The 24,007-nt window shown below is 72.5% G+C and carries 16 protein-coding genes, 1 tRNA gene, 1 pseudogene and 1 CRISPR repeat array (1 of these 19 cut by a window edge); of the genes and pseudogenes, 6 read left to right on the top strand and 12 right to left on the bottom strand.

What is annotated here, in order from left to right:
* Positions 1-2,192: direct repeats of the CRISPR family, unit length 28 nt; unit sequence GGAAGATCCCCGCGCGGGCGGGGACGAC; it reaches 2,121 nt to the left of the window's first position.
* Between the two features lie 626 nt (positions 2,193-2,818).
* From FRCN3DRAFT_RS0208190 to FRCN3DRAFT_RS0208180, 3 genes are all read right to left on the bottom strand, one after another.
* Positions 2,819-2,891 (bottom strand) — tRNA-Thr (locus tag FRCN3DRAFT_RS0208190).
* Between the two features lie 251 nt (positions 2,892-3,142).
* On the bottom strand, positions 3,143-4,405 hold the full coding sequence (locus tag FRCN3DRAFT_RS0208185; protein ID WP_007512300.1) for a winged helix DNA-binding domain-containing protein: 1,263 nt from the start codon (positions 4,403-4,405) through the stop codon (positions 3,143-3,145).
* A 242-nt stretch (positions 4,406-4,647) separates the two neighbouring features.
* Entirely contained in the window at positions 4,648-5,271 is a 624-nt protein-coding gene (locus FRCN3DRAFT_RS0208180; protein ID WP_007512302.1) for a hypothetical protein, read from the bottom strand.
* Positions 5,272-5,888: 617 nt separating this feature from the next.
* Here FRCN3DRAFT_RS0208180 and FRCN3DRAFT_RS0208175 point away from each other — a divergent pair.
* Positions 5,889-6,896: an acetamidase/formamidase family protein gene (locus FRCN3DRAFT_RS0208175; RefSeq protein WP_007512303.1), complete on the top strand. Its 1,008-nt coding sequence runs from the start codon at positions 5,889-5,891 to the stop codon at positions 6,894-6,896.
* Here FRCN3DRAFT_RS0208175 and FRCN3DRAFT_RS0208170 read toward each other — a convergent pair whose 3' ends face one another.
* A complete protein-coding gene (locus FRCN3DRAFT_RS0208170) occupies positions 6,897-8,027 on the bottom strand; it encodes a hypothetical protein (RefSeq protein WP_007512305.1) in 1,131 nt (376 codons plus the stop codon). It lies immediately after the preceding gene.
* A 763-nt stretch (positions 8,028-8,790) separates the two neighbouring features.
* On the opposite strand from FRCN3DRAFT_RS0208170, the gene FRCN3DRAFT_RS43280 reads away from it, so the two are divergent.
* Complete coding sequence (locus tag FRCN3DRAFT_RS43280) at positions 8,791-9,930, top strand: hypothetical protein (RefSeq protein WP_157845190.1); 1,140 nt, start codon at positions 8,791-8,793, stop codon at positions 9,928-9,930.
* Between the two features lie 286 nt (positions 9,931-10,216).
* Positions 10,217-10,912, top strand: coding sequence for an acVLRF1 family peptidyl-tRNA hydrolase (locus tag FRCN3DRAFT_RS0208160; RefSeq protein ID WP_035924501.1), 696 nt, complete (start codon positions 10,217-10,219; stop codon positions 10,910-10,912).
* A 762-nt stretch (positions 10,913-11,674) separates the two neighbouring features.
* On the opposite strand, the gene FRCN3DRAFT_RS55965 is transcribed toward FRCN3DRAFT_RS0208160, so the two are convergent.
* Positions 11,675-11,857, bottom strand: a complete 183-nt coding sequence (locus FRCN3DRAFT_RS55965; protein WP_027140367.1) for a hypothetical protein — start codon at positions 11,855-11,857, stop codon at positions 11,675-11,677.
* Between the two features lie 197 nt (positions 11,858-12,054).
* Positions 12,055-13,233, bottom strand: a complete 1,179-nt coding sequence (gene rlmB / locus FRCN3DRAFT_RS0208150; RefSeq protein ID WP_007512312.1) for a 23S rRNA (guanosine(2251)-2'-O)-methyltransferase RlmB — start codon at positions 13,231-13,233, stop codon at positions 12,055-12,057.
* Between the two features lie 607 nt (positions 13,234-13,840).
* Between rlmB and FRCN3DRAFT_RS0208145 the strand changes: the two genes are divergently transcribed.
* The 3 genes and pseudogenes from FRCN3DRAFT_RS0208145 to FRCN3DRAFT_RS0208140 all read left to right on the top strand — a co-directional run bounded on the left by FRCN3DRAFT_RS0208145 (position 13,841) and on the right by FRCN3DRAFT_RS0208140 (position 16,754).
* The gene (locus tag FRCN3DRAFT_RS0208145; protein WP_007512313.1) at positions 13,841-15,010 is read left to right on the top strand and encodes a PP2C family protein-serine/threonine phosphatase; all 1,170 of its coding nucleotides are present in this window, start codon (positions 13,841-13,843) and stop codon (positions 15,008-15,010) included.
* A gap of 148 nt (positions 15,011-15,158) precedes the next feature.
* Positions 15,159-15,245, top strand: a pseudogene (locus tag FRCN3DRAFT_RS57595) (hypothetical protein); the annotation flags it as partial.
* Positions 15,246-15,299: 54 nt separating this feature from the next.
* The gene (locus FRCN3DRAFT_RS0208140; protein ID WP_007512315.1) at positions 15,300-16,754 is read left to right on the top strand and encodes an FHA domain-containing protein; all 1,455 of its coding nucleotides are present in this window, start codon (positions 15,300-15,302) and stop codon (positions 16,752-16,754) included.
* A gap of 485 nt (positions 16,755-17,239) precedes the next feature.
* Here the strand turns inward: FRCN3DRAFT_RS0208140 and cysS are convergent, their stop codons facing one another.
* The 6 genes from cysS to radA all read right to left on the bottom strand — a co-directional run bounded on the left by cysS (position 17,240) and on the right by radA (position 23,878).
* Positions 17,240-18,775 (bottom strand): cysteine--tRNA ligase, encoded by a 1,536-nt coding sequence (gene cysS / locus FRCN3DRAFT_RS0208135; RefSeq protein ID WP_007512317.1) that lies wholly within the window; start codon positions 18,773-18,775, stop codon positions 17,240-17,242.
* Positions 18,776-18,855: 80 nt separating this feature from the next.
* Positions 18,856-19,248, bottom strand: a complete 393-nt coding sequence (locus FRCN3DRAFT_RS0208130) for a PPOX class F420-dependent oxidoreductase (RefSeq protein ID WP_007512319.1) — start codon at positions 19,246-19,248, stop codon at positions 18,856-18,858.
* Between the two features lie 204 nt (positions 19,249-19,452).
* Positions 19,453-19,977: a 2-C-methyl-D-erythritol 2,4-cyclodiphosphate synthase gene (ispF, locus tag FRCN3DRAFT_RS0208125; protein WP_007512321.1), complete on the bottom strand. Its 525-nt coding sequence runs from the start codon at positions 19,975-19,977 to the stop codon at positions 19,453-19,455.
* Positions 19,974-20,696: a 2-C-methyl-D-erythritol 4-phosphate cytidylyltransferase gene (gene ispD / locus FRCN3DRAFT_RS0208120; RefSeq protein WP_007512322.1), complete on the bottom strand. Its 723-nt coding sequence runs from the start codon at positions 20,694-20,696 to the stop codon at positions 19,974-19,976. Before ispD ends, ispF begins: the two co-directional genes overlap by 4 nt.
* Positions 20,697-20,979: 283 nt before the next feature.
* Positions 20,980-22,059 carry a DNA integrity scanning diadenylate cyclase DisA gene (disA, locus tag FRCN3DRAFT_RS0208115; RefSeq protein ID WP_007512324.1) on the bottom strand — a complete coding sequence of 360 codons (1,080 nt, stop codon included), beginning with the start codon at positions 22,057-22,059 and terminating at the stop codon, positions 20,980-20,982.
* A gap of 337 nt (positions 22,060-22,396) precedes the next feature.
* Positions 22,397-23,878, bottom strand: coding sequence for a DNA repair protein RadA (radA, locus tag FRCN3DRAFT_RS0208110; protein ID WP_007512326.1), 1,482 nt, complete (start codon positions 23,876-23,878; stop codon positions 22,397-22,399).
* Positions 23,879-24,007: the final 129 nt, after the last annotated feature.

Below are 24,007 nucleotides of genomic sequence, written 5' to 3'. Positions count from 1 at the left end.
AGTGCCGCCGGGGCGGGCGTGAACGCCTGGGAAGATCCCCGCGCGGGCGGGGACGACCATTCTGAGATGCCGCCCGAGATGCTGGAAACGGGAAGATCCCCGCGCGGGCGGGGACGACTGAACCTGGGTCGCCAGGGAGTGCCGGGCGACGGGAAGATCCCCGCGCGGGCGGGGACGACCCCTGGACCTCAGGGAACAGGTCGTTGACGTGCGGAAGATCCCCGCGCGGGCGGGGACGACGGCCTCGATTTGGGCCGCTACTCGGGCGGCTGAGGAAGATCCCCGCGCGGGCGGGGACGACTCTGCGACCTGGTGGTACGGCCCGAACACCGGAGGAAGATCCCCGCGCGGGCGGGGACGACGAGAAGTAGCCGCGGAACCTGGTGACCGGGAAGGGAAGATCCCCGCGCGGGCGGGGACGACCTGTTCGGCAAGATCTCGACGCGCGAGTTCCACGGAAGATCCCCGCGCGGGTGGGGACGACGCCGCCCCATCGGAGGGCGAGCCGGTCGAACGCGGAAGATCCCCGCGCGGGCGGGGACGACTCTCCGAGGGCGGCATAGGAAGCCCGGCGGTGGGAAGATCCCCGCGCGGGCGGGGACGACCGACGCGGCCGACAAGATCCAGCCGCAGATGCTGGAAGATCCCCGCGCGGGCGGGGACGACAGCGGGCCAAGGCCAAAGGCCAGATCCGCCAAGGGAAGATCCCCGCGCGGGCGGGGACGACACCGCGTGCATGACCCCGCACGACCGCGAGTTTGGAAGATCCCCGCGCGGGCGGGGACGACCGTGCCACCGAAACCGATCGCGGCGATCGCGAGGGAAGATCCCCGCGCGGGCGGGGACGACCAGGTCGATCAGGTCGGCGAGGATGCCGGGCGGGGAAGATCCCCGCGCGGGCGGGGACGACCGCTGGCCCGGCGACGGCACGCCGACCAGCCGCGGAAGATCCCCGCGCGGGCGGGGACGACGTCCGGGGCTGCGCTCCAACTGGCCTGGTCGGGGGAAGATCCCCGCGCGGGCGGGGACGACGCCTCGTCGCACAGCACCGTCTTGACGTGCAGGGGAAGATCCCCGCGCGGGCGGGGACGACGCTCGCGACCCGCGTAGGGGCGGTACAAACGTGGGAAGATCCCCGCGCGGGCGGGGACGACGCCAGCCAGGGTATCGGTCCGATTCAACAGGACGGAAGATCCCCGCGCGGGCGGGGACGACGACAATCACTGGGGGTAGCTATTCGATCACGTGGGAAGATCCCCGCGCGGGCGGGGACGACACACGACGACCCAAGGACCGAGAGTCCTCGGTCGGAAGATCCCCGCGCGGGCGGGGACGACGCGGCCTTCGTCGCCGCGGCGACGCCGTTCACGGGAAGATCCCCGCGCGGGCGGGGACGACATCAGGCTGTGGCTGCGCCCCGACGTGGAGGCGGGAAGATCCCCGCGCGGGCGGGGACGACCATGCCGGCCCGGCCTTGCCGTCGGAGGACTGCGGAAGATCCCCGCGCGGGCGGGGACGACCCGCCGAACGACGTCAGCCCGGAGATCCCCTGGGGGAAGATCCCCGCGCGGGCGGGGACGACGGGGCGGGCGGCGGGCTCTCCGGCCCCTCGCCCGGAAGATCCCCGCGCGGGCGGGGACGACTCCTCGAGGATCGGGTGCGGCTCGGTGGTGAGCGGAAGATCCCCGCGCGGGCGGGGACGACGTTCTTCGTCTCCATCCACGTCCGGAACTGCTCGGAAGATCCCCGCGCGGGCGGGGACGACATCCGCAGCTTGAACATCGCGGTGCCGCTCTTGGGAAGATCCCCGCGCGGGCGGGGACGACCTCGTCGTCCAGGGTAACGAGGACGCCGGCGGCGGAAGATCCCCGCGCGGGCGGGGACGACAGCCCGGCGACCAGCGCCGCGACCAGGCGCGGGGGAAGATCCCCGCGCGGGCGGGGACGACCGGGTTCTCGTAGGTGACGAAGGTGACGCCGACGGAAGATCCCCGCGCGGGCGGGGACGACGCGCATCTCGGCGAGATGACGCCACGGCGGCGGGGAAGATCCCCGCGCGGGCGGGGACGACATCAGAGAACTCTGCATCGGGTTCTGGTGCAGGGGAAGATCCCCGCGCGGGCGGGGACGACACCTGATCAAGTGGGCGGGATCCGAGGATGGTCGGAAGATCCCCGCGCGGGCGGGGACGACACTTGATTACCTGGGAGTTTAGCGGGCGATAAGGGTGAAATACATCGGTCCGTCTCGGACGAGGGTCGAGACCGATGTCCTCCGACCTTGCGGTGCGCGACTGCACGAGACCACGCCAAGCCCTCGTGGCCTTCGCCCTTCCAGCCCGCTTCCTGCCGATGTCATCCGGAACAACCGCGCGATGCGTCCGCTGCCACGCTCCGCTCGTCGTCAACGCACAGGAACATCAGCAACCCGTCGTGCCGCAGCCCAGAATGTCACCTCTGTCGAGGACCGATATCGGTACAGGTCGGCTGCAGGCTCCCAGTCGCCGAGCTGGGGCAGGACGATGGCGACGCTGTACGCCGGGGCCTCGGCGCCGGTGCGGCGACCGGAGCTGAGAGAGGGCATCGCAGCGCTACCTCACACAACCAGCGCCAACTACAGTCCGTCAGGACATGCTGTGACAGACGGTCACGACCCCATGTGACAGAGAGTGAAGAAATCCGGGCCCATCTCATCCGGAATGATCATGCCCCATGGCACGGTCGTGCGGAATGAGCACACAATGAGCACACATCGACGATCATCGATGTGAAAAGACTAGATCAAATTCATAAACCCGCAGGTCAGCGGGATGTTGATCGAGCCGACGAGGGGACTCGAACCCCTAACCGCCCGATTACAAGTCGGGTGCGCTACCAATTGCGCCACGCCGGCGTGGATCTCCACGATACCCGACCTGCCGGTCCGGTCGCCTGGCCAGCGGCGGGACCTGACGGTCTCCCGGCGACGTGGCGCGGGCTGGCCGCCGCGGAGTGCGGCGCCCGGATTCGCCTGACACACCTGGTAGACCAACGTCGTCCAGACTCCTGGCGCCGCTCTTCGCGGCCGGTCGTCGGGCGTGCGCCGAGAGCCGAACCAGCGCCTGCGCCAGGCTGACCCACGCAGGTATTGGCCCGTCATCTGGGTCAGCTAGCCGCATCGGCCAGGAAGCGGTGGACGTCGTCCGCCTGGGCCTGAAGGGCGGCCTCGGTCTGGGGAGTGAGTGGGCCGAGGGGCGACAGGACGACCTTGCCGGCAGGCATGGTCCAGGTTGCGGCGGCTCGGCCGGCTACCAGGGCGATCGGACGGAAGATGCCGTTGACCGTGACGATGCCGCGGTGTGGGCCGGTCACCCAGTCACGGGATGCCCAGCCGTGGAGCACCGGGTCGAAAGGGCCGAGGAGCCGGGATGGCAGCGCAGCGAGTTCCGTCACGGCCTGATCGGGCGCGTCCTCCCGGAGTCTCGCACCGCTGCCGCCTCGGGTGACCGCTTGGCCGTCGTCCAGGGTCTCGACCAAGCTCGATTCCGCCGCGAGGGCGAATCCGCGACGGGCGTCGCGCAGCGGCAGGCCCGACCAGACGGCCAGGTCCCGAGCGTCGGCGGGGCCGTGGCCGGCGAGGTAGCGCACCGCGAGGTCCGACAGCGCGGCGTCGCGATCGATGCTGTCGTCAGGCAACGCGGGCGCGGCCGGGTCGCCCGACGGCGGCCGGGCCTCGAAAGACGCCGACGAGACCGGAGCAGCGAGATCGCCGAGCCAGTCGCGGGCCAGCACATAGGCCTGCTCTGCGCCCGCCATCGGGCCGCGGACCACGATCCCCCGCAGACTCGCATAAAAAAGAATCATGATGAGTGCCTGCCGCGCGACGGGTATGCCGGCTCCGTCGAGTAGATCGCGCAGCTGTCCACGAGTCAGCGGGCCTTCGTCGGCCAGCGCCCGTTCCACGAGCTGCACACCACGTTCGGCGTCGGACGGCGACACCCCCTCCTCGGCGAGCCGTCGGTGCACGAAGCCCTCGTGCCGAGGCGCCGTGAGCGCATGTAGCCAGCGGTAGTCCTCGGCACGGACGAGGTGCAGCGTTCCACGGTTGAGCCAGGTCACCACGATCTTCCGCTCGGCGAGGGCTCGGTCGACGTCCGCGACCGTCAGACCGGCGGTGCGCGAGCGCACCGCGAGCCGTAGGCCGCGCATGTCCTGCGCCTGGACAGCAAGCACCCGGCCGACCGCCTCGACAACCGCGGCGACCCTCGTCGTCGAGCTCTTCCTGGTCGGCAGCGGTTCGGCCAGCAACTGAGAGGTGAGGCGCCGCATCGCCACCGCCGGTGCGACATCCGCGGTTGGGGTCTTGCTCGCGGTTGGGGTCTTGCTCGCGGTTGGGGCCTTGCTCGGGGTCGGGTCGGTGCGTGCCATGCCTGCCAGCATCCCGCCCGGATACGACAGAAGACCCCGGCCGAGGCCGGGGTCTTCTGGCTGCGGCCGGGGTCTTCTGGCTGCGCAGTGGAGCTGGCGAGCAGGTGGGCCACGAGCCGTCCGCCGACCGGATCGCCCGTTCCGCCGTTACGGTCGAGGTCCGGCTTGACCCGCCGCCCCCCGCGAACGGTGGCGGGTCAAGCCGAGTTCAGGTCGATCGGAGTGAGCGTCGGGATGACGGTCTATCGGTAGAGGCCGTAGCGCTGCTTGTCCAGCTGGCGGCTGGTGCCGTTGGCGTAGGACTCGGTGCCATCGGTCGTGATGCCGCTGCCGTTCGTCGACGGCAGGATGCGGACCCGCTCCGTGAGGCCCTGGAAGTAGTAGGTCACGGTCACCGAGACGCCCATGTAGCCCCAGTTGGTGTTCTTTGCGACGCCCCAGTCCGAGTAGTTGGCGTTGCCCAGCCAGTTGTGCGACACGATCCGGATCCGAGAGGTGTTGAGCTTGTTGCAGTCGGTGAACGAAATCGTGACGCTCGCGATGAACGACTTCGAGTCCCGGGCCACCCAGACGCCGGAGTAGGCACTGCCGGAGGTGTTCGACGGGCAGTTCGTCGTCGCGCCGCCGCTGCCGGCGAACGCCGCCCCGCCAGCCGACGTCGGCACCGGCTGCTCCACCGCGCCAGGCGTCACCTCGGCCGTGTTGTCCGGCTGCGTCGCACCCGATGCGGCGACCGCCGGCGCCGGCGTCGCCGCGTCACTGGTGCTCTCCGAAGAGCACGCCGCGGTGGCGACACCCAGCGCCAGCGCGCTGACGACCATCGCCGTACCGACCCGTCGGGACACCGAAGCGAAAATGCGGTTCATTACTACTGCTCCTGTCAGATGCGCGACGCCTTTTGACGTCGCGGCGCGGAAGGAGGTAGGTACCCCCGAATTCCTGGCCGTGGTCTCCCGCCGGCGACGTCTCGATATTCCCGACGAACGCTTTCCCGGCGGAAGGGAACCCGTTCCCGTCCGTACCGGGAACATCTGGGATCACGCTCCTACCCGCGGCCGGAGCGCGCAGGAAAAGTCCAGCTCAGCCGACCGGAAGGCCGGGCGAGAAGGGAATACCCAGGCGCTTGTCGCTCGGCCGACATGGAGAGGAAGAGCGGCGGGAATAGCTTTCAGGCCGCGTGCCACAGCGGCTCAGTGCCACCACGGAATCGCCCCCTAAGGGCATCGCCACCGCCCGGCCCGGCCGCCCGGCTGACACGCCCCGGCGCATCACAGGCATCACGGGCATCACCCGGCGCCCCCGTCGTACCGCGTGCGCACACCCAGCGAGAATGGGAGATGCGGCATCCGGTCTCCCGGACGGCGTGGCTGGACGATGGGGCTGGATGAGCCGTCCGGCGGACGGCCGCGTGGACCTGCCTGCCAAGGCGGCCACACGCGGGCGGCGTCGGCGGACGGCGTCACGGACCAAGGAGGCGGCGCGGGTGGAGATTGTCGAGTTCCGGCCGGAGCCCGAGCAGTTCGCGTGGACGTTCGGTGGCGCGCCGCCGATCCGGCGGGTGCGGCCGGGCACCGTCCTGCGGTTGTGGACGGAGGACGCGTTCTGCGGACGGCTGCGGACGACGTCCGATCTGCCAAGCAGCGCGTTGATGATGCCGTTCGTCAACCCGCAGACCGGTCCGTTCTACGTCGAGGGCGCCGAGCCAGGCGACACGCTCGTTCTGCACCTCGTCGATCTCACTCCGGCACGTGGCTGGGGCGCGTCGACGACGATCCCGTTCTTCGGCGGCCTGACCGGTACGGACCGGACGGCGACTCTTCAGCCGCCACTGCCCGAGCGGACCTGGATCTACGAGGTCGACCAGTCGAGGGGCACCGTCACCTTCAGCGCGCTGACAACCGAGTTCCAGGTCGACCTGCCGATGTCACCCATGCTCGGCACGGTCGGCGTCGCGCCCGCCGCCTACGAGGCCCGTTCGGCGCTGGTGCCCGACCGGTTCGGCGGGAACATGGACACTCCGGAGATGCGGGCCGGCGTGACCTGTTATCTCGGGGTCAATGTTGAAGGCGCGCTGTTCTCCGTCGGTGATGGTCACTACCGGCAGGGCGAGGGCGAGGCCTGTGGGACGGCCGTCGAGGGCGCGATGGACGTGACGCTGATCGTCGAGCTGGTCAAGGGACGGGCCCCACTGTGGCCACGGCTGGAGAGCGACACCCATCTGATCACGATCGGGTCGAGCCGGCCGTTGGAGGACGCCTGGCGAATAGGCCAGGTGGAGATGGTCAACTGGCTGTCCGAGCTGTATGGGCTGGAGACGCTCGACAGCTACCAGCTACTCAGCCAGATCAGCGAGGCGCCGCTGGCCAACGTCGTCGACGTCAACTACAGCGCCCTGGCCAAGGTCGCGAAGGCATACCTGCCGCCGGCCACTGCCTACGACGGCCTGCACCGTCATCTACGCGAACTGGCCGCCCAGATCCCGGCGCCCTGATCAGCAGGTCGGCACGCCCCAGAAGCGGAGCACGGCGGTCGTGAAGAAGCCGGCGCGGTAGCAGGTCGGCGACGCCGACGGTGCCGGCGCGGCGCTCGGCCCGGCGGATGGCTGGGTGCCACCACCCGAGTCATGCGAACCGTCGCCCGAGTCGCCGGGGCTGTCCGCGCCACCGCCGGACCCGGGCCCGGCGGTGGCGACGGGCTGACCGGGCGCTGGCGTGGCGATCGGGGTGGCCTGTCCATCGGTGATCGGCGTGGCCGGCACCGCGGCGCCGGCGAGCCCGGGAATCGCTCCCTCAGGCCCGCCACCGCCAGCCGGACCGGCATTCGCGCCGGGCGCCGATCCGTCGGCCTCCCCGCCATCGCCCGCGCCGCCCGGACCAAGATTCCCTCCGCCGTCGGCCAAGGCGGCACCGCCCGGTGCCCCGGCCGCGGCATCTGGCCGAGCTCCCGGTCCCCGGGCGCCCCCGTCGGCGCCACGTCCGACGGCCAGGATGGATAGCCCACCGATCGCCAGGGCAAGCACCACGGCCCCGGCCACCACCACCAGCGGAAGCGGCCCCAACTGCCGGCGGAACAACCCGCCGCTCCGATGCCGCGCCGCCACCGGCACCTTGGCCGGCACCGGCACCTCGTCCGACATGGGCACCTCGGCCGACACGGGCACCTCGGCCGACACGGGCACCTCGGCCGTCGGCGCGGATGCCGGCGGCCTCATCGGCCAGGCGGCGGACTCAGGTGGCTGCGTCGAGCCCGTGAACGCTGTCGGGCTGTTCGCCCGCGTCCGACCGGTCGCCCCGGTTGGACGCTCCGGGCCGGTTCCCGGATCTGGGACGAGGGCCGCGACGGTGGGCTCCGCGGCGGCTCCGGCCTGGGAGCGACCGACGATCGGCTCGAGGGAATCCGCGTCCACGATCTCGACGTCGTCGGCCGTGTAGGCGTAGGCGGGATCCCATGGTTCGTCGACGAGCTCCGCTTCCCAGACCTCACTGTCCGGATCCGGGCCGTCGGCCCCGCGCCGGGATCCCGCGGCGGAGCCAGCGTGCGCGGCGAACCCGCCAGTGCCGCTGCTCGCGGCGGCCATCCGCGCGCCGTCGTGCCACGATGGCTGGCCGTGCCCGTCACCCATGTGTCCCCCGCCTGGGGCGACGCTGCGCTGCGGTCGGCACACCATGGCACCGGGCCAGGTGTGCGACCAGAGGGACGGCTCCCATGACGCCCGACGCCCTGTGCTCCGGTGGCGATATCACCCGGGGACAATACGGATGAAGGCCCTCTGGGCGCCACAAGACGGAGACAACGTGCCACCGTTGGTGGTACGGCCGTCGCCTCGATGATCGGCGCCCAGGACGCACCGTCGCGGCGTCCGCCCCTGGGCGGCCCGGCGCCACCGCCGCCCGGCAGCACCCCGGAGAGCGTCCGCCTGACGAATTTCGCCACGCCTGACGCACATTTCGTACGCCTGCCGAATTGTTCTGCGCAGGACGTACCGCTCGGATAGGCGCGGCGAGGTCGATGTCCCGACCAGGCGGCCGATCACATAAAGGCGGTGGTTCGCTGGCTGAACAACCGGCCGCTGCGGCGCCCATCTTTGCACGCCGACCCGACTTCTCTCGACTATCGGCACTCACCACAGAACAACTACAGAAAGATGCCGTCCGCCCACCGGCAAAGGAATCTCCTGGACTCGTCCGAGGCGGCCAGGCGAGCCCGGTACCGTTGCTCTTCTGAATCCGGGCGTATCCGCCCAGACGACCAGCCATCCCGGCTGGGCAACACTTTTATGGATCCACAAAAGATCCGCAGGTCGGCAATGACCGCGTCGCGGGTCGACTGGGGGCGTGAGACGTATGACCGGGCCAAGCCTCGGCACAGACCTGGGATTCGATCAGTTGACTGATCTTGATACCGCCCCTGTTGACGCCGCGGACGCACCGGTCGGGCTGGATGACATTGACCGCGCCCGCGTCCGGGGCGTGCGCGACGCGCTGGCTTCGTCGTCCCAGGCAGGACTGCTGAGTGAGGTCTTCGCCGGCGTCGACGCGGCTGAGTCGCTTATCGCGTCAATCTCTCGCCACTGCGTGCTGGACCACTGCGCGCTACTCATCTTCCCGGACGACTTCGACGGCGCTTTGGGCACGCTGATCGAACTGGGCGCGACACCGGGACCGGTCGTCCCGAGTGTGATCGTCAAGGGCCGGCTCGCTGAACGTTATGGCATCCCAGCCGAAAGTCTCGACGTACGGATCACGCACGCGACGCTGGCCGGCACCGCCGCTCCGACCGTCGGCACCGCGGCTTCGGCTGTCGGCACCGCGGCTTCGGCTTCGGCCATCCACGCGACGTCGGGCGGCGCGTCGGTCCCGCCGACCGGCCGCCAGCCGACGATCGAGATGTTCATGCTGCGCAGGTCGCCGAGCCTGCCGGAAGGCCTCGTCGACCGGGAGCGTGGCCTCGAGCTGGAGCGGCACGTCGCGCTGCGACTGGTGGAACCGGACCCGATCGTCATTCAGGGCCTGCGCTGGGTGCTGCGCGAACACGCCGGCTTCGGCTGGGACGGCGGCGGCTACAACCCGCACGACAACGCCGAGGCCGGCGGCACCTCCGCGCTGTACTTCCTGGGCTGGACGCGGGACCCGGCTGGCGGCGCGCCCCGCCGCCAGCGCATCGAGATCAAGTTCCACGGCGCCTTCCCCGACATCACCGATGCCCACGTCGAGGCGGCCCGCGACGAGTCCGCCGTCGCGTCGGCGGCGGTCGCGGCGGCCCGAGCGGCGGCGGCTCAGCGGATGCCCGCGCCGACGCCGATGTGGCCGCTGGTGCCCGCGCAGGCCCGGTCGTCGTCGCGGGCGGCGGGTAACGGCGAGCAGGCCGGGCGGCGGTTCGACCTGGAACGCCATGAGGCGCTGCGGGCGGAGGCCCGGCGCCGGGCGGCCGACCGGCGCCCGGCGCCGCTCGGCGACCTCGCCCCACGGCTGCGCGAGGAGTGGCGGCAGCGGCTGCGCGCCGCCGCCAAGGTCGCCCGTATCTGATCCCGCCCTCACGCCCGCCCTTCCGTAGCTGCCTCCCCGTCCGCTGCCTCCCCGTCCTCCCCGTCGCAACCCCGTACCGGTATCGCGCCCTACCGGTGTTGCGACACCGCGACATTGCGACATTGCGACGGGACCGTTCTCGGGTATCCGGCGGCCGATGCGTCGGTCCGTGTGAGAGGGATCGCCGGCGGGTCGGGTGGCTGTCCGGCCGGACAGCGGGCGTCAGTGCGGATCTCGGTACGAATCTCAGTGCGACGTCAGTGCGGATGTCAGTGATGATGAAGCGGTGGGACAAGGGCTTCCGGCCGCCGGTGGCGGCCATTGGGTGAACGTCGCCCCCGAGCGGCTGGCCGGCTGGTTCGACCGGTTCGCCGAGCGGCATGGCTCCGTCGTCTGGTCGGTGTCTCCGGAGGCGGTCATGGGGACGGCGGCCGACGGCGCCCTCGCCGACTGCCAGGTGCCCTTTCCGCCGCTGCTGGCCGCGACCGCGATGGACGCGTCAGCGACCGGGGCGGATGCGTCCCCGGGGCATCTGCTCGCCGTGCACGCGCTGGCCGACCGGCGGGTCGGGGTGTTGCTGGTCCGGCTCGGCGGGTATGCGGCGGGCGTGTTCGACGGCTCCCGCCTGGTCGCGTCGAAGGTCGGGGCCCGACAGGTGCACGGGCGCAGCGCGGCCGGCGGCTGGTCTCAGCAGCGGTTCGCCCGGCGCCGCGACGGCCAGGTCCGGGTGGCGCTCACCGCCGCGGCGGACGTGGCGGCGGCCGTCCTGCTGCCGGTGGCGGGCGAGCTGGACGCCGTCGTCCTCGGCGGCGAACGGCGCGCGGCGGAACAGGTTCTCGACGATCCGCGGCTCACGGCACTGCGCGGGCTCGCCGTGCCGCCGTTCCTGACCGTCCCGGATCCACGCCGGCGAGTCCTCGACGAGGCACCCGCCCAGTTCCGCGCCGTGCGCATCCGCGTCGTCGAGCCGGCACTCGCCTGATAATTTCCGATTTACCCGTCATCAATGCTTTCGCATCATCGACGGGTGGCGTTTGTCACGCCGACGACTATGCGCGGCTATTCAGCCACTCACCGGCCAGCGCATCACCGGCCCGGCCACGCGCCGTGCTCGCGATTGCGGAGGAAGGGCGCGCGGCCACCGTCCGCATCATCAACAGGCCTATCCGGGCCGTCTACAGGTCGCTCGCATGCCCAAAGACGACGTGATTCACGTCACCATCAATTTCGGGTTTTACCCGCGGCCCGGCCACGTTGCATGGTGTTCGCCGTGCCCGGCGACGGGTTGGGCACCACCGGGCGGCACGCCGCGTGCCTGCCCCGCCCGGTTGAACGAAACATTCGGCAGGCCCGAGGAATGACGGCGTGACGAAGCGCCGAAGCGGGTCGCGGACCGGGATTCATGCCTGGTGGCGCGATGCCGAGCGGCCCATGGGGCCGAGCGCCGACTGGCGGCCGACGGCCGCCGACGGCGGCCGTCCGGCGGCCACAAGACAGCCAGGAACGGGCCAGCGAGCCCTAACCGCGGCTGAGGCCGGGCGAATTCCTTGGCGACGTGGGGAGGGAAAACTCTGGTGTCCACTGCGCGCAACCACCTCAGTTCGCGTCGGCTGAGGCGCCTCCTGCCGCGCCAGGCTTCATCGTCGACGCAGCGGGGGTCCCTGGGATCTCCGGGGAGGCGTCTTCGGGCCGCCGTCCTCACCCCGATCCTGGCGGCCAGCATCGGTGTCGGGCTCGCGTCAGCTCAGCCGGCGGACGCGGCCGTATCCGCGCCGCGTTTCCTGTCGGCCGTCGTTCCCTGCAAGTCGGCGGCCGACCCGGACATCCTGCGCTCCGTCACACCGGCGCACGGTGACACGTCCCAGGGTGGCTCGTCGGCGGCCGCCCGGCCATGCTGGACCCGCACCGTCGACTGATCGACGGTCATGACGACAGCGGCCGAACGAACGTTCCGGACCGAACAGCCGGCCTGACGGCGCCGCTGTGGCCCGGCCCCGCGCCTTCCTGGCGCGGGGCCGCGCCCGTCGGTACGAAGGGCCGCACGGGCCGTTGGGGCGGTCTGGCGATGCGGCGGCGGCTTCCCGACAGCCGACCGGCGGGGCGGTCAGCCGATTGGCGGGGCGGTCAGCCGACCGGCAGGGCGGCCCGCCGACGCCGGGCGATCTCGGCCAGGGCGACGCCGGCGGCCACGCCGGCGTTCAATGACTCCACGTCGCCAGCCATCGGGATCCTGACCAACAGATCGCAGGTCTCGCCCACCAGCCGGGACAGGCCCCGCCCCTCGGAGCCGATGACGAGCACGAGCGGGTCGGTCGCGGCCTCCAGGTCGTCGAGGCTGACATCCGCGTCGGCGGCCAGCCCGACGACCACCAGCCCGCCGTCGGCGAACGAACGCAGCGTCCTGGTGAGGTTGGTGGCGCGCGCGATCGGCAGCCGAGCCGCGGCGCCGGCCGACGTCTTCCAGGCCGCGGCCGTCATCCCGGCGGCGCGCCGCTCCGGCACGGCCACCCCCTGAGCTCCGAAGGCCGCCGCGGAACGGACCACCGCGCCCAGGTTGCGCGGGTCGGTCACTCCGTCGAGCGCGACGAGCAGACCAGAGGTGGCGGCCCGCGCCCGCTTGAGCAGGTCGTCCGGGTGTGCGTACTGGTAGGGCGGGATGACCAGGGCGAGGCCCTGGTGCGGCGCCACGCCGCAAAGCCGGTCGAGCTCGGCCCGACCGACGTCGACGACCGACATCCCGGCGCGGCCGGCGAGCTTGCGGGCCTCCGTCAGCCGCTCGTCGAACTCCAGGCCATTGGCCACATAAAGAGTCGTCGCCGGCACGCCGCCCCGCAGCGCCTCGACGACGGCGTTACGGCCGACGACGAGTTCGTCGGCCTCGCCGGCTCGCCGCCCGGGCGCGCCACGCCCGGCGGCACCGGCCGACGCACCTCCCACCGGCCCGCGCCCAGCCGCGCCGTCCCGACCAGTCCTGGCACCAGCCGAACCCGCCCTGGCCCCCGCCGAACCGGCCCTGACGCTCGTCGAACCCGCCCTGGCGCCGCTTGTCGAACCCGCCCGCGCGCCGGTCGAGCCGGTCCGCGTCGCGGCGTCGTCAGCCCTGGCGACCGCGGCGGCGCGCCGCGCGGCCGGGTGGCCCTTGCGCATCTCGGCCGGTGGGGTCGCTCCCTTGCCGCTCAACGCCCGCCGGCCCTGGCCGCCTGAGCCGGCCGAGGCGCCCTTGCGGTGCGACCCGCCCTTCGCGGCCCGGCCGCCGTGGCCACCACGGGCCACTCCTCCCCCGCCGCGCCGTCCCGTCGCCATTGCTGGGTCACCCCTCGTCGTCAGCCCCGCCGGACCCCTGTCCGCGAGCCAGTTCCTGTGGTCGCGCCGTCCTGAGCGCGCGCCGTCGCCAGCGGTTTACCCAAGCACCTAACGGTAACCGATCTCGTTGGGGCTGGTGGCGACGCGGTGGGACCGGACAGTCGCCGAGCTCGTGGAGCACGCACGCCATACCAGGAAAATTGCCTATGTCCACCACGATCAGTAATCATTGGCACCATGTCAGCGCGGCCTCCGGGCCACCCGTCCGTACACGTGGTCGAAACGACCACTCCGCGAAGCCGGGCGAGGCGATGATCGCATACGCGACGCCTTACCTCGTGATCGTGGGCATCGACGGATCGGGCCCTATGCTGCGAAGATTCTCCTCTAGCCGGCCCCGGGCATCCGAGCCGGTCGGGGAGACGCCGCAAGCACCGCGGCGGGCGGGAGGCACGACAATGGTTGCGCGCACACCGTCCGGACGCGGCGGGGGTCGGGCAGCCATGCCGTCGACACCTGTCCCGGCCCGGCCTGGAGTGACCTACGCGATGGGACTCCCGGACGCGGGATGCCGACACAGCCGATGCATGGGACGCCGGAGAACGGGATGACCGTGGAGCACGACGCCGCCGGAGGCTACGACGTCGGCGAGTCCGGCTATGCCAGGGGGGCCGGCTATGGAGGCGGGTCCGGCTATGACCCGCGCGAACGCGGCATGCCGGAGAGAGGACGGTCCCTGATCGACGAACGCACCGGCCGCTGCCCACGCTGCATCGCCGCCATCTACGACGACGACCGCTACTGCGAGGCCTGCGGGTTCTCGCTGGTGGGTCCGCCGGTGGTCAGCGGCGACTCCGACCACCGGGAGAAGGACCTCGGCGCGATCGCCGGTGTCAGCGACCGGGGCGTGCGGCACACGAGCAACGAGGACGCCATGGGCGTCGCCGAGGTGTTCGGGACGTTGATCGCCGTCGTCTGCGACGGGGTGTCGACGACACCCGGCTCCGCGCAGGCGTCGTCGGCCGCCGCCGCGACCGCGACCGCGATCCTCGCCGACGCGATCCGCGCGCACGGCCCGGGGCGTCCCGTGGCGGTGAGCCGCGGTGGCGGGCGCAGGCCGGGCGACGAGATGCTCGACGTCCTCGAGCCGTCGGACGACGAATACGGCGACGAGCCGGCCACCGTCCCGAGCGCCCTGGTCGGCGGGTTCGGCCCCGAGGAGGCCGAGCTCGCGCTGCACCAGGCCGTACACGCCGCGCAGGAGGTGATCGCGGAGCTCAGTGCCGCCGAGGGCCGGATGGCACCCTCGTGCACGATCGCCGCCGCGATCATCTCGCCGCCGACCGTCGACGGGCCGAGCACGGTCACCGTCGGCTGGGTGGGCGACAGCCGGGTGTACCTGCTGGGCCCACGCTGGTCGGAACGGCTCACCGCGGACGACACCTGGGCCGCGGAGGCCGCCAGGGCCGGCCTCATCCCGGCCTCGGAGGCCGAGACACACCGGCGTGCCCATACGCTGACCCGGTGGCTAGGGGGCGACGCGGAGGATGTGGCCCCTCATACGGCGGTGTTCCCGATCGAGGCGCCCGCGACGGTGCTGGTCTGCAGCGACGGGCTGTGGAACTACGCGTCCCGGCCGGACGTCATGGCCGCGATCATCAACCAGCTGCCGCCGGAGGCCGAGGCGGTCGAGGTGGGCCGCCACCTCGTCGACTTCGCCATCGACCAGGGCGGGCACGACAACATCACCGTGATCGCGGTCCGCGTGGATCGTTGAGCAAGCTGTTACCCGGCGGTCACCTGACCGTCCGCGCGAGTAAGCACGGGCGGGTCAGTGCCAGTCGCCCGGAAGCCGCTGCGACACTGGAGGCGTTGTCGTCGGCCATCAGCTCGGGGCTCGCGGCGACCAGGAAGGCAACAAGGCAACCTGTCGGCTCCTACAGAAGCCGGTGCAGATCCATAATCCAACAACGGGTACGGTTCGGCAGAGGAAGCGAGGTCGGCCAGCGTGACGGGGGGTCTCTCGGCGCCCGGCCGGCCAGGACCGTCCGGGTGAAGGTGATCAGGTGAGCGCACGCTGCCCGGAGGGGCACCTGTCCCAGAATCCCGACTACTGCGATCAATGCGGCCTCCGCATCACGAGTGGTCAGGACAGTTACGGCTATCGGTCGGACGACCGTGGCGCGCAAGTCGGCTCCTACGGGGGCGGCTCGGGCCGTGGGGGCGGCGGCGGGGGCGGTTACGACCCCCTCGGCATCCGCCGTGGCAGCGACCCCGGTGGTCGCGGCCCGGCCCCCGGCGCTGATCCGTACGCCGCCGACCAGTACGGCGGTGGGTATCCCGCCGGCGACGAGTACGGCGGCGGCGGTGAGAGCTACGACGACCGCACGGCCCGCCCGGCATACGGGTCGGACTCGTACGACCAGCGCGGCAGCTACCCGCCACGTGGCCGCGGCGAGGGTCGGGACACCCCGGAAAGCCGCGGTGGCTACGCGCCGCGTGGTCGCGACGTCCGGGACGAGCCGGACGACGGCTACCCGGCCCGCGGCGGCCGGGAGGGCGCGGACGGACGGGAACGCGACACGTTCACCCGCGGCCGCGACGGCGGCTCCGGTGGGTACGCGCCGCGTGGCGGGCGAGAGGACTACGGCCGCGACCAGTACGCCCGTGACGGCGGCGCTGGCGTCCCTGGCGGTGCTGGTGTTCCCGGCGGTGCCGGTGGCTACCCGCGCGGTGGTCGGGACGACGTCGCCCTCGACCGGGACGGGTATGGCCCTCGAGGCGGCCGGGACGGCGCCGCCGCGCCGCCGGCCGAGCGCGGATACGGCTACGAGCCGGACCCGCTGGGCGTCGACGACCGCCCGGCCGACCGGGGGGAGCGCGGCGCGCGGGGCGACCGTGCCGGCGCCGGCCGCTACCCACAGTGCCCGAACTGCCGGGCGTTCCACGAGCCAGGCGCCCGGTTCTGCGAGAACTGCGGCCTGGACTTCACCACCGGCCATGTGCCCGGTGCCAGCACCGGGCAGGGCGGGCGACGCCAGACCGGCCCGCCCAGGGACGACGCCGACTACGGTCAGCCCGTCATCACCGGCGCGGCGGCCAACTGGAACGGTGGCGGCGGCGGAGCGGTGGCGACGAGCTGGGAGGCCGTCGTCGAGGCGGAGCGGGAGTACTACGACAGCGGCGACGACCATCGGGTGCCGTTCCCGTCGTTCTACCCGCGGCGGGTGTTCCCGCTGAGCGGTCCTCGGCTGCTCGTCGGCCGTCGCAGCGAGTCCCGCGGCATCCACCCGGACATCGACCTGTCAGGTGCCCCCGAGGACCCGGGCATCTCCCGGGCGCACGCGATCTTCGAGCGGCAGCCGGACGGCGGTTACGCGCTGCTCGACCCCGGCTCGACGAACGGGACCCGGCTGAACGACGAGCCGGACCCGATAGAGCCGAACGGCCGGGTACCGCTCCAGGACGGCGACCGCGTCTACCTGGGCGCCTGGACCCGCATCACGGTCCGCGCCCGCTGATCCAGAACGCCCCAGAACGGCCAGGCAGTCAGGTCAGGCCCCGCATCGTGTCCCACCACGGTGCGGGGCCTGACCATTTGACGCCGCCCGCAACCGAGCTGGCGCCGAGGCGCGCCTCCGCGGAGCCCTGCCCACGAGCGAAGTGAAGTGGTCCCACGAATGCGTGTGACTGTGAAGTGGTGACGTTCAGCGACGGGTGACCGTGCTGGCGCCGAGGCGCGCCTCCGCGGAGCCCTGCCCACGAGCGAAGTGAAGTGGTCCCACGAATGCGTGTGACTGTGAAGTGGTGACGTTCAGCGACGGGTGACCGTGCTGGCGCGGAGGCGCGCCTCCGCGGAGGCATCCCTACGAGCGAAGCGACGTAGGGGTGCCGCAGCGGAGGTCGCCGGAGCGCACGTGAGCGGAGGAGGACGGCGCGCGGAGGTCCCGTGGGAGCGAAGCGAGTACGGGGCCGGAGCGCGCCGTCCGCACGGAGCGAACCAATGTCACAGATGCCAGCGCTGGCCTTCGGGGGTGTCGTCGACGATGATGCCGGCGGCGGTGAGGCGGGCGCGGATCGAGTCGGCCTCGGAGAAGTCACGGCGGGCCCGCGCGGACGAGCGCAGGTCCAGAACGATCTCCATGACGCTGTCGAGCGCGGGACGAAGCTCAGCGCCGGCGGCCGGCCACTGCTCGACCGGGTCGAGGCCGAGGACGGCGAGCATGCGCCGGGCGACCACCACCCAGCTGGCGAGCTCGCGGCTGTGTGCCTTGGCCAGCACCTGGTTGCCCTGGCTCACCGCGCCGAAGAGCGCCGCGAACGCCCGTCCGATGCTGAGGTCGTCGTCGAGCGCCCTGGCGAAGTCGGCCCACAGCGCCGCCGGTGTCGTCTGGGGCGCCGCGTCCGCGCCGGCCGTGCTCTGGCCGCCCCTCGCCTGCCTGCCCTTGGCGCTCTTCCCCCGGGCTCTCGGCTCCTGGTGCGCGGGCGCGGCGGGCCCCTCGGTCGCCAGCGCGGCCGCGGTCTCCGGTCCGCCGAGGATGTCCAGGGCGTTGCGGACGAACGTCTCCACCCGGTCGTACGCCGCCGCCGACTCGGCGAGCGTCGCGGCGCTGTACTCGAGCGTCGAGCGATAGTGCGCGGAGAGCAGGTGGTAGCGCAGCACCTGCGGGCGCACCTGCTCGAGCACGTCGGTCACGAAGAACGAGTTGCCCAGTGACTTGGACATCTTCGTGCCACCGGTCGTCAGCAGCCCGGTGTGCATCCAGTACCGGGCCATCTCCGGCTCGGCCGGCAGGCCCCCGTGGCCGGCGGTCGCGCACACCGTCTGCGCCCGCTCGTTCTCGTGGTGCGGGAACACCAGGTCCAGGCCGCCGCCGTGGATGTCGAACACCTGGCCGAGGTACTTGCCGGCCATCGCGGAGCATTCGAGATGCCAGCCGGGCCGCCCGAGGCCCCAGGGGGATTCCCAGGCCGGCTCGCCGGGGCGGGACGCCTTCCACAGGGCGAAGTCCCGCGGGTCGGCCTTGCCCGGCTCGGCCTCGGGCGAGGCCTGCATGGCGTCCGGCCGCTGGTTGGACAGGGCGCCGTAGTCGGCATACCGGCCGACGCGAAACCACACCGAGCCGGCGCCCTCATAGGCGAAGCCGGCCTCGATCAGGCGGGCGATCAGGGCGTGCATCTCGGGTATGTGCGCCGTCGCCCGTGGCTCGATCGTCGGCGGCAGGATGCCGACCGACCGGTAGGCGTCGTCGAACGCCCGGGTCTCCCGGGTGGCCAGCTCCCAGACGGAGATGCCCTCCCGGCCCGCGTTGGTGATGATCTTGTCGTCGATGTCCGTGACGTTCTGTACGTACGTCACGGCGTATCCGGACGCGAGCAGCCAGCGCCGCAGCAGGTCGAAGGCGACCGCGGAGCGTAGGTGGCCGACGTGCGGGCCGGACTGGACGGTCGGCCCACACACGTAGATGCCCACGTGGCCGGGGCGCAGCGGCTCGAACGGCCGCGCGCGCCTCGTACGCGTGTCATACAGGTGCAGGCTCACCTGTCAAGAATACCTACGGGCCAGCTCGTCAGGCGCCGAGTGTCCTGTCGGTGATTCCGAGTCCGGGTATTTGGCTGCGCTCAGCCGGTCGTGAGGATTCGGGTGGGAGCCACCCGGATAACGACGCGGACGGCGTCTGGCTCGTCCCACTTGTAGGGCTCACCGGTGTACTTCACGGCAAGACGGTCGATGAGCTCACGACCGCCGTCCTCGGACAGCGCCGCCGTGCCGCGTACCTCGACATACGAGTACGGGTCGCTCTGGTCGAGGAACATCAGCGCTACCCGCCCGTCGCGCGCGAGGTCGCGTTCCTTGGCCCGGCCGCGGACCGTCGAGAGCAGCAGATCGTCACCGTCACGCTCGATCCACAGCACCGTCAACCGCGGCGAGCCGTCCGGCCGCAGTGTCGCCAGGGTGACATAGGTCGGCGCGTCCGCCAGCGCCCTCACCGTCTCCGGCAGCCGTACACCCATCAGCGCGCTCCAAGAGGAACCACCCGGCCAGCAGCCGCGCCCAGCGACGACCCGTCCCGGCCACTTGCATCCAGCAAAGGTTGGGCTTTTCGGTCAACCTTCCCCATCGCGGGCCCGACGCCGGACTAGGAATGCCAAGTTGGCATCTCGCCCGTGCCGCCGCCGTGGCCGGGCCGACGGGGCGGACCGGCCACGCGGCCGGCTCTACAGCCGCGCGACCAGGGCCGTGGCGATGGCGGCGAGGCCCTCGCCCCGGCCGGTGAGCCCCAGGCCGTCCGTCGTCGTCGCGGACACGCTGACCGGTGCGCCGCTGAGTGCCGCCGACATCGCCGCCGCGGCCTCGTCGCGCCGCTTCGACATCCGCGGCCGGTTCCCGACGACCTGAACGGCGACGTTGCCTATCGTCCAGCCGTCGGCGGCCAGCAGCCGGGCGGTCTCGCCGAGGAGCGCCGTACCGGACGCGCCGGACCACTCCGGCCGGTCGGTGCCGAACACCTTGCCGAGGTCACCCAGCCCCGAGGCGATCAGCAGCGCGTCGCAGGCCGCGTGCGCGGCGACGTCGCCGTCGGAGTGCCCGGCGAGGCCGGTCTCGCCCTCCCAGGACAGGCAGGCGACCCAGCAGGGCCGGCCCTGCTCGAACGGGTGCACGTCGACGCCGACGCCGACGCGCGGCAGCGCCACCGGGGCGGACGGCGCCGCCGGGCCGGGCGCGGAGGCGGGCGCGGTCACGACGACCGGCCGGACTCGGCCAGCGGCCGCCGGGCCAGCAGCGCCTCGGCGAAGATCAGGTCCGCGGGCCGGGTCACCTTGAACGCCTCGTCCGCGCCGGGGATGGTCGCCACCGGCACTCCGAGCCGCTCCACGAGGCCGGCGTCGTCGGTCACCGCCGGCTGGCCGTCCTCCTGGCTCGCGTAGGCCGCCTCCAGCACCTCCCGGCGGAAGCCCTGCGGGGTCTGGACCGCGCGCAGGCCGCCGCGCGGCGGGGTGCGCAGCACCCGCCCGTCCGCGTCGACCTCCTTGACGGTGTCCGCGAGCGCCAGCACCGGGATGACAGCCGGATGCCCGCCGAGCACGGCCCTCGCGACCGCGTCCACGAGCGACGGCGGGGTGAGCGGGCGGGCCGCGTCGTGCACCAGCACCACGCGGATGTCGTCGTCGAGCGCGCGCAGCGCGCCGCGCACCGAGTCGACCCGCTCGGCGCCGCCCGGCAGCACCCGCACATCGGGGCCGAGCAGCCGGCTCACCACCTCCACCAGGGTGGGCGGGGCGGCCACGACGATCTGCGACACCAGATCGGCCGCCAACAGCGACTGCACCGCGTGCACCAACATGGGGCGGCCGCCGAGCGGACGCAGCGCCTTGGGTACCCCGCCGCCGAGCCGCTCGCCTCGGCCGGCCGCCGGCACGACGACGGCGACCCGCGCGTCAGCCGCGTTCGCCCCGGTCACCGCTGACCTCGCTTGATCTCAGACCTCACCAGAATCCAGACCGATCAGGAGGCCGCCGACACCCCGGCGATCCCCGCCAGGCCAGCCAGCCACGTCCTGAGACAAGAAGAACCATCCCGCCGGGCCACCCCAGGCCCTTCCGGGCCGACGAAGCTCGCCCCGAACCTACCGGCCGCCCCGGCCCACCACAAACGCGCACCACCCCTGCACTGCGCGCACCACCGTCGTCTCCGCGACCACACCGGGCTGGCGCTCGGTGCGAGGCCGGCGCCGAGCGCCAGCGCTACGCGTAGCGCTCGAGGATGGAGGACTCGGCGAGGCGGGAGAGGCCCTCGCGGACGGCCTTGGCCCGGGTCTCGCCCACGCCCTCGACGGCCTGCAGGTCGTCGACGCCGGCGGCGAGGAGCTTCTGCAGGGTGGCGAAGTGGTCGACGAGGCGGTCGACGATCAGGCGCGGCAGGCGTGGGATCTTCGCGAGCATGCGGTAGCCGCGCGGGCTGATCTGGCGGTCCAGCACGTCGGCGCCGCCGCCGAGCCCGAGGGTCCGCGCGAGCGCGGTCAGGTCGAGCAGATCGGTCGCCGACATCGCCGCCAGGTCGGTGAGCACCTCTGCCGGGCTGCCGACCTTGGCGCTGGCGGGCAGGTAGTCGCGCACGGTCAGCTCGCGCTCGGTCTCGACGCCGGCCATCAGCTCCTCGAGCTGCAGCGAGAGCAGCCGGCCGTCCGTGCCGAGCTCGACGACGTAGCTCTCGATCTCGTCGGCGATCCGGCGGACCATCTCGAGCCGCTGCAGGACGGAGATCGCGTCGCGCACGGTCACGAGATCCTCGATCTCCAGGGCGGACAGCGTGCCGGCGACCTCGTCGAGCCGCATCTTGTAGCGCTCCAGCGTCGCCAGCGCCTGGTTCGCGCGGGAGAGGATCGCGGCCGAGCCATCGAGCACGTAGCGACGGCCGACGACGTACAACGCGATGATGTGCATCGACTGGCTTACCGAGATGACGGGCAGGCCGGTCTGCCTGGCCACCCGCTCGGCGGTGCGGTGCCGCGTCCCGGACTCCTCCGTCGGAATCATCGGGTCCGGCACCAGGTGGACCGCGGCGCGCACGATCCGGGCGAGGTCGGACGACAGCACGATCGCGCCGTCCATCTTGGCGAGCTCCCGCAGCCGGGTCGCCGAGAACTCCACATCCAGCTCGAAACCGCCGGTGCAGATCCCCTCCACGACCTTGTCGCGACCGAGGACGATCAGCGCGCCGGTGTGACCACGGAGGATGCGCTCGAGGCCGTCGCGAAAGGGGGTTCCGGGCGCCACGGCGGCCAGCGTGGCCCGGAAGACGTCATCCCCGGGTGGTCCTGCCATCGGGCTCCTCTACTCCTCCCGCCCAGAACCTCCGGACGAGCGACTATGCCGCCGCCCGTGCGCCGGCGCCGCGGCCAAGCTCTCTTACCACGTTCGCAATGCTATCGAGCCCGCGGGTACCACCATGGAGGGCCTCCACGCGCGACGGCCGAAAAACATTTGACCTAGCGAACAGGTCGCCCTAACCACACCTTGTTGCCCGAGCGGGCATCTCCCTGTCGAAACTTTGATGGATGCACACCTCGATGGATCGTCAGGTCACTCCGGACAGCCGCCGCCGGGCGGCCCTCCAGGTGAACATCTCGGTGAACACGCCGCCCGCGGCCGTTCCAGACCGCTATCCGGCATACATCTCGCCGATCGCGGTGGGCAGATCGGTAACCTCCGTCACCGTCATCCCTTCCGGGGTCATCCCGGACAGGCGGGGCACGAGCGCGCGCCGGAAGCCGAGCCTGGCCGCGGCCGCCAGCCGCCGCTCGACGCCGCTGACGGCGCGGATCTCGCCGGTCAGCCCGACCTCGCCGAGCGCGATCAGGTCGGGTGGGATCGCCCGCTCCTGCACCGAGCTCACCATCGCCAGCGCCACGGCCAGGTCCGAGGCCGGCTCGTACAGCCGCACGCCGCCGACGGAGGCCGCGAAGATGTCACTCCCCCCGAGGCTGGTGAATCCAGACCGCTTCTGCAGCACGGCGGTGATCATCGCGACGCGGGCGCCGTCGAGCCCGGACACCGCCCGCCGCGGCGGCAACGGGGCCGGCCCCGCGCCGCCCGACCCGCCGCCCCCGCCGGTTCTGGCGACGACGTTCTGCGGAGCGACGAGCGCCTGGACCTCGGCGACGAGTGGCCGACGGCCCTCGACCATCACGGTGACGCACACGCCCGGAACGGCGCTCGCGGTCGCACCTCGGGACAGGAACAGGCCGCTCGGGTCGGCGATGCCCCAGATGCCGTTCTCGTTCATCTCGAAGCAGCCGACCTCGTCCGTCGGCCCGTAGCGGTTCTTGACCGCGCGGATCATCCGCAGCGCGGTCTGCTGGTCGCCCTCGAAATGCAGCACCACGTCGACGAGGTGCTCCAGCAGCCGCGGGCCGGCGACCGTGCCCTCCTTGGTGACGTGCCCGACCAGCACCGTGGCGAGGCCGAGCGCCTTGGCCGTACGGATCAGCGCGGCGGCGACCTCGCGGACCTGGGTCACGCCACCCGCCACGCCCTCGGCGCCGGCGGCGGAGATCGTCTGTATCGAGTCGACCACCAGCAGCGTCGGCTTGACCTCCTCGACGTGGCCCAGCAGCGCCCCGAGGTCCGTCTCGGCCGCGAGCCACAGGTCGGGGTGCAGCGTGCCGGTGCGCCCGGCGCGCAGCCTGACCTGCGCGGCCGACTCCTCGCCGGTGACGATGAGCGCCCGGTGACCGGCCTCCGCGCTGCGCGCGGCGACCTCCAGCAACAGCGTCGACTTGCCCACCCCCGGCTCGCCGGCGAGCAGGATCACGGCGCCCGGCACGATCCCGCCGCCGAGCACCCGGTCGAGCTCGTCGACGCCGGAGGCCCGCCGGTTCGCCGGTGTTGGGTCCACCTCCGTGACCGGCTGGGCCGGAACGGTCACCGTGGCGGCCGCGGTGGCACCCGAGCCTGGCACGGCCGCCCGCCGCGGCGCGGCACGCTGCGCCTCGAGCGTCCCCCACGCCTGGCAGCGCGCGCAGCGCCCCGCCCAGCGAATCGACTCGGTGCCGCACTCGCTACACCGAAACCCACCGTCGGCCCGCGACCGGTTGGCCCGCCCGCCGGCCGTCTCGTTCCCGCTGGACCGCGAAACCGCCATGGCCCGACGGTAGCCAGCGGGTGCGACAATGTTGCTGGTTCGCTCCGTGCGGGCACGGCCCTCCGGCAGCCCGCTCGCCTGGCGGCTCGCGGGCTACCTCCGGGCCGTGTCCTCCTCCGCGAACGGGCG

The sequence above is a fragment of the Pseudofrankia saprophytica genome, assembly GCF_000235425.2.
In the GTDB taxonomy this organism is placed as follows: Bacteria; Actinomycetota; Actinomycetes; order Frankiales; family Frankiaceae; genus Pseudofrankia; species Pseudofrankia saprophytica.
This window is presented reverse-complemented; position numbering and strand designations above follow the sequence as displayed.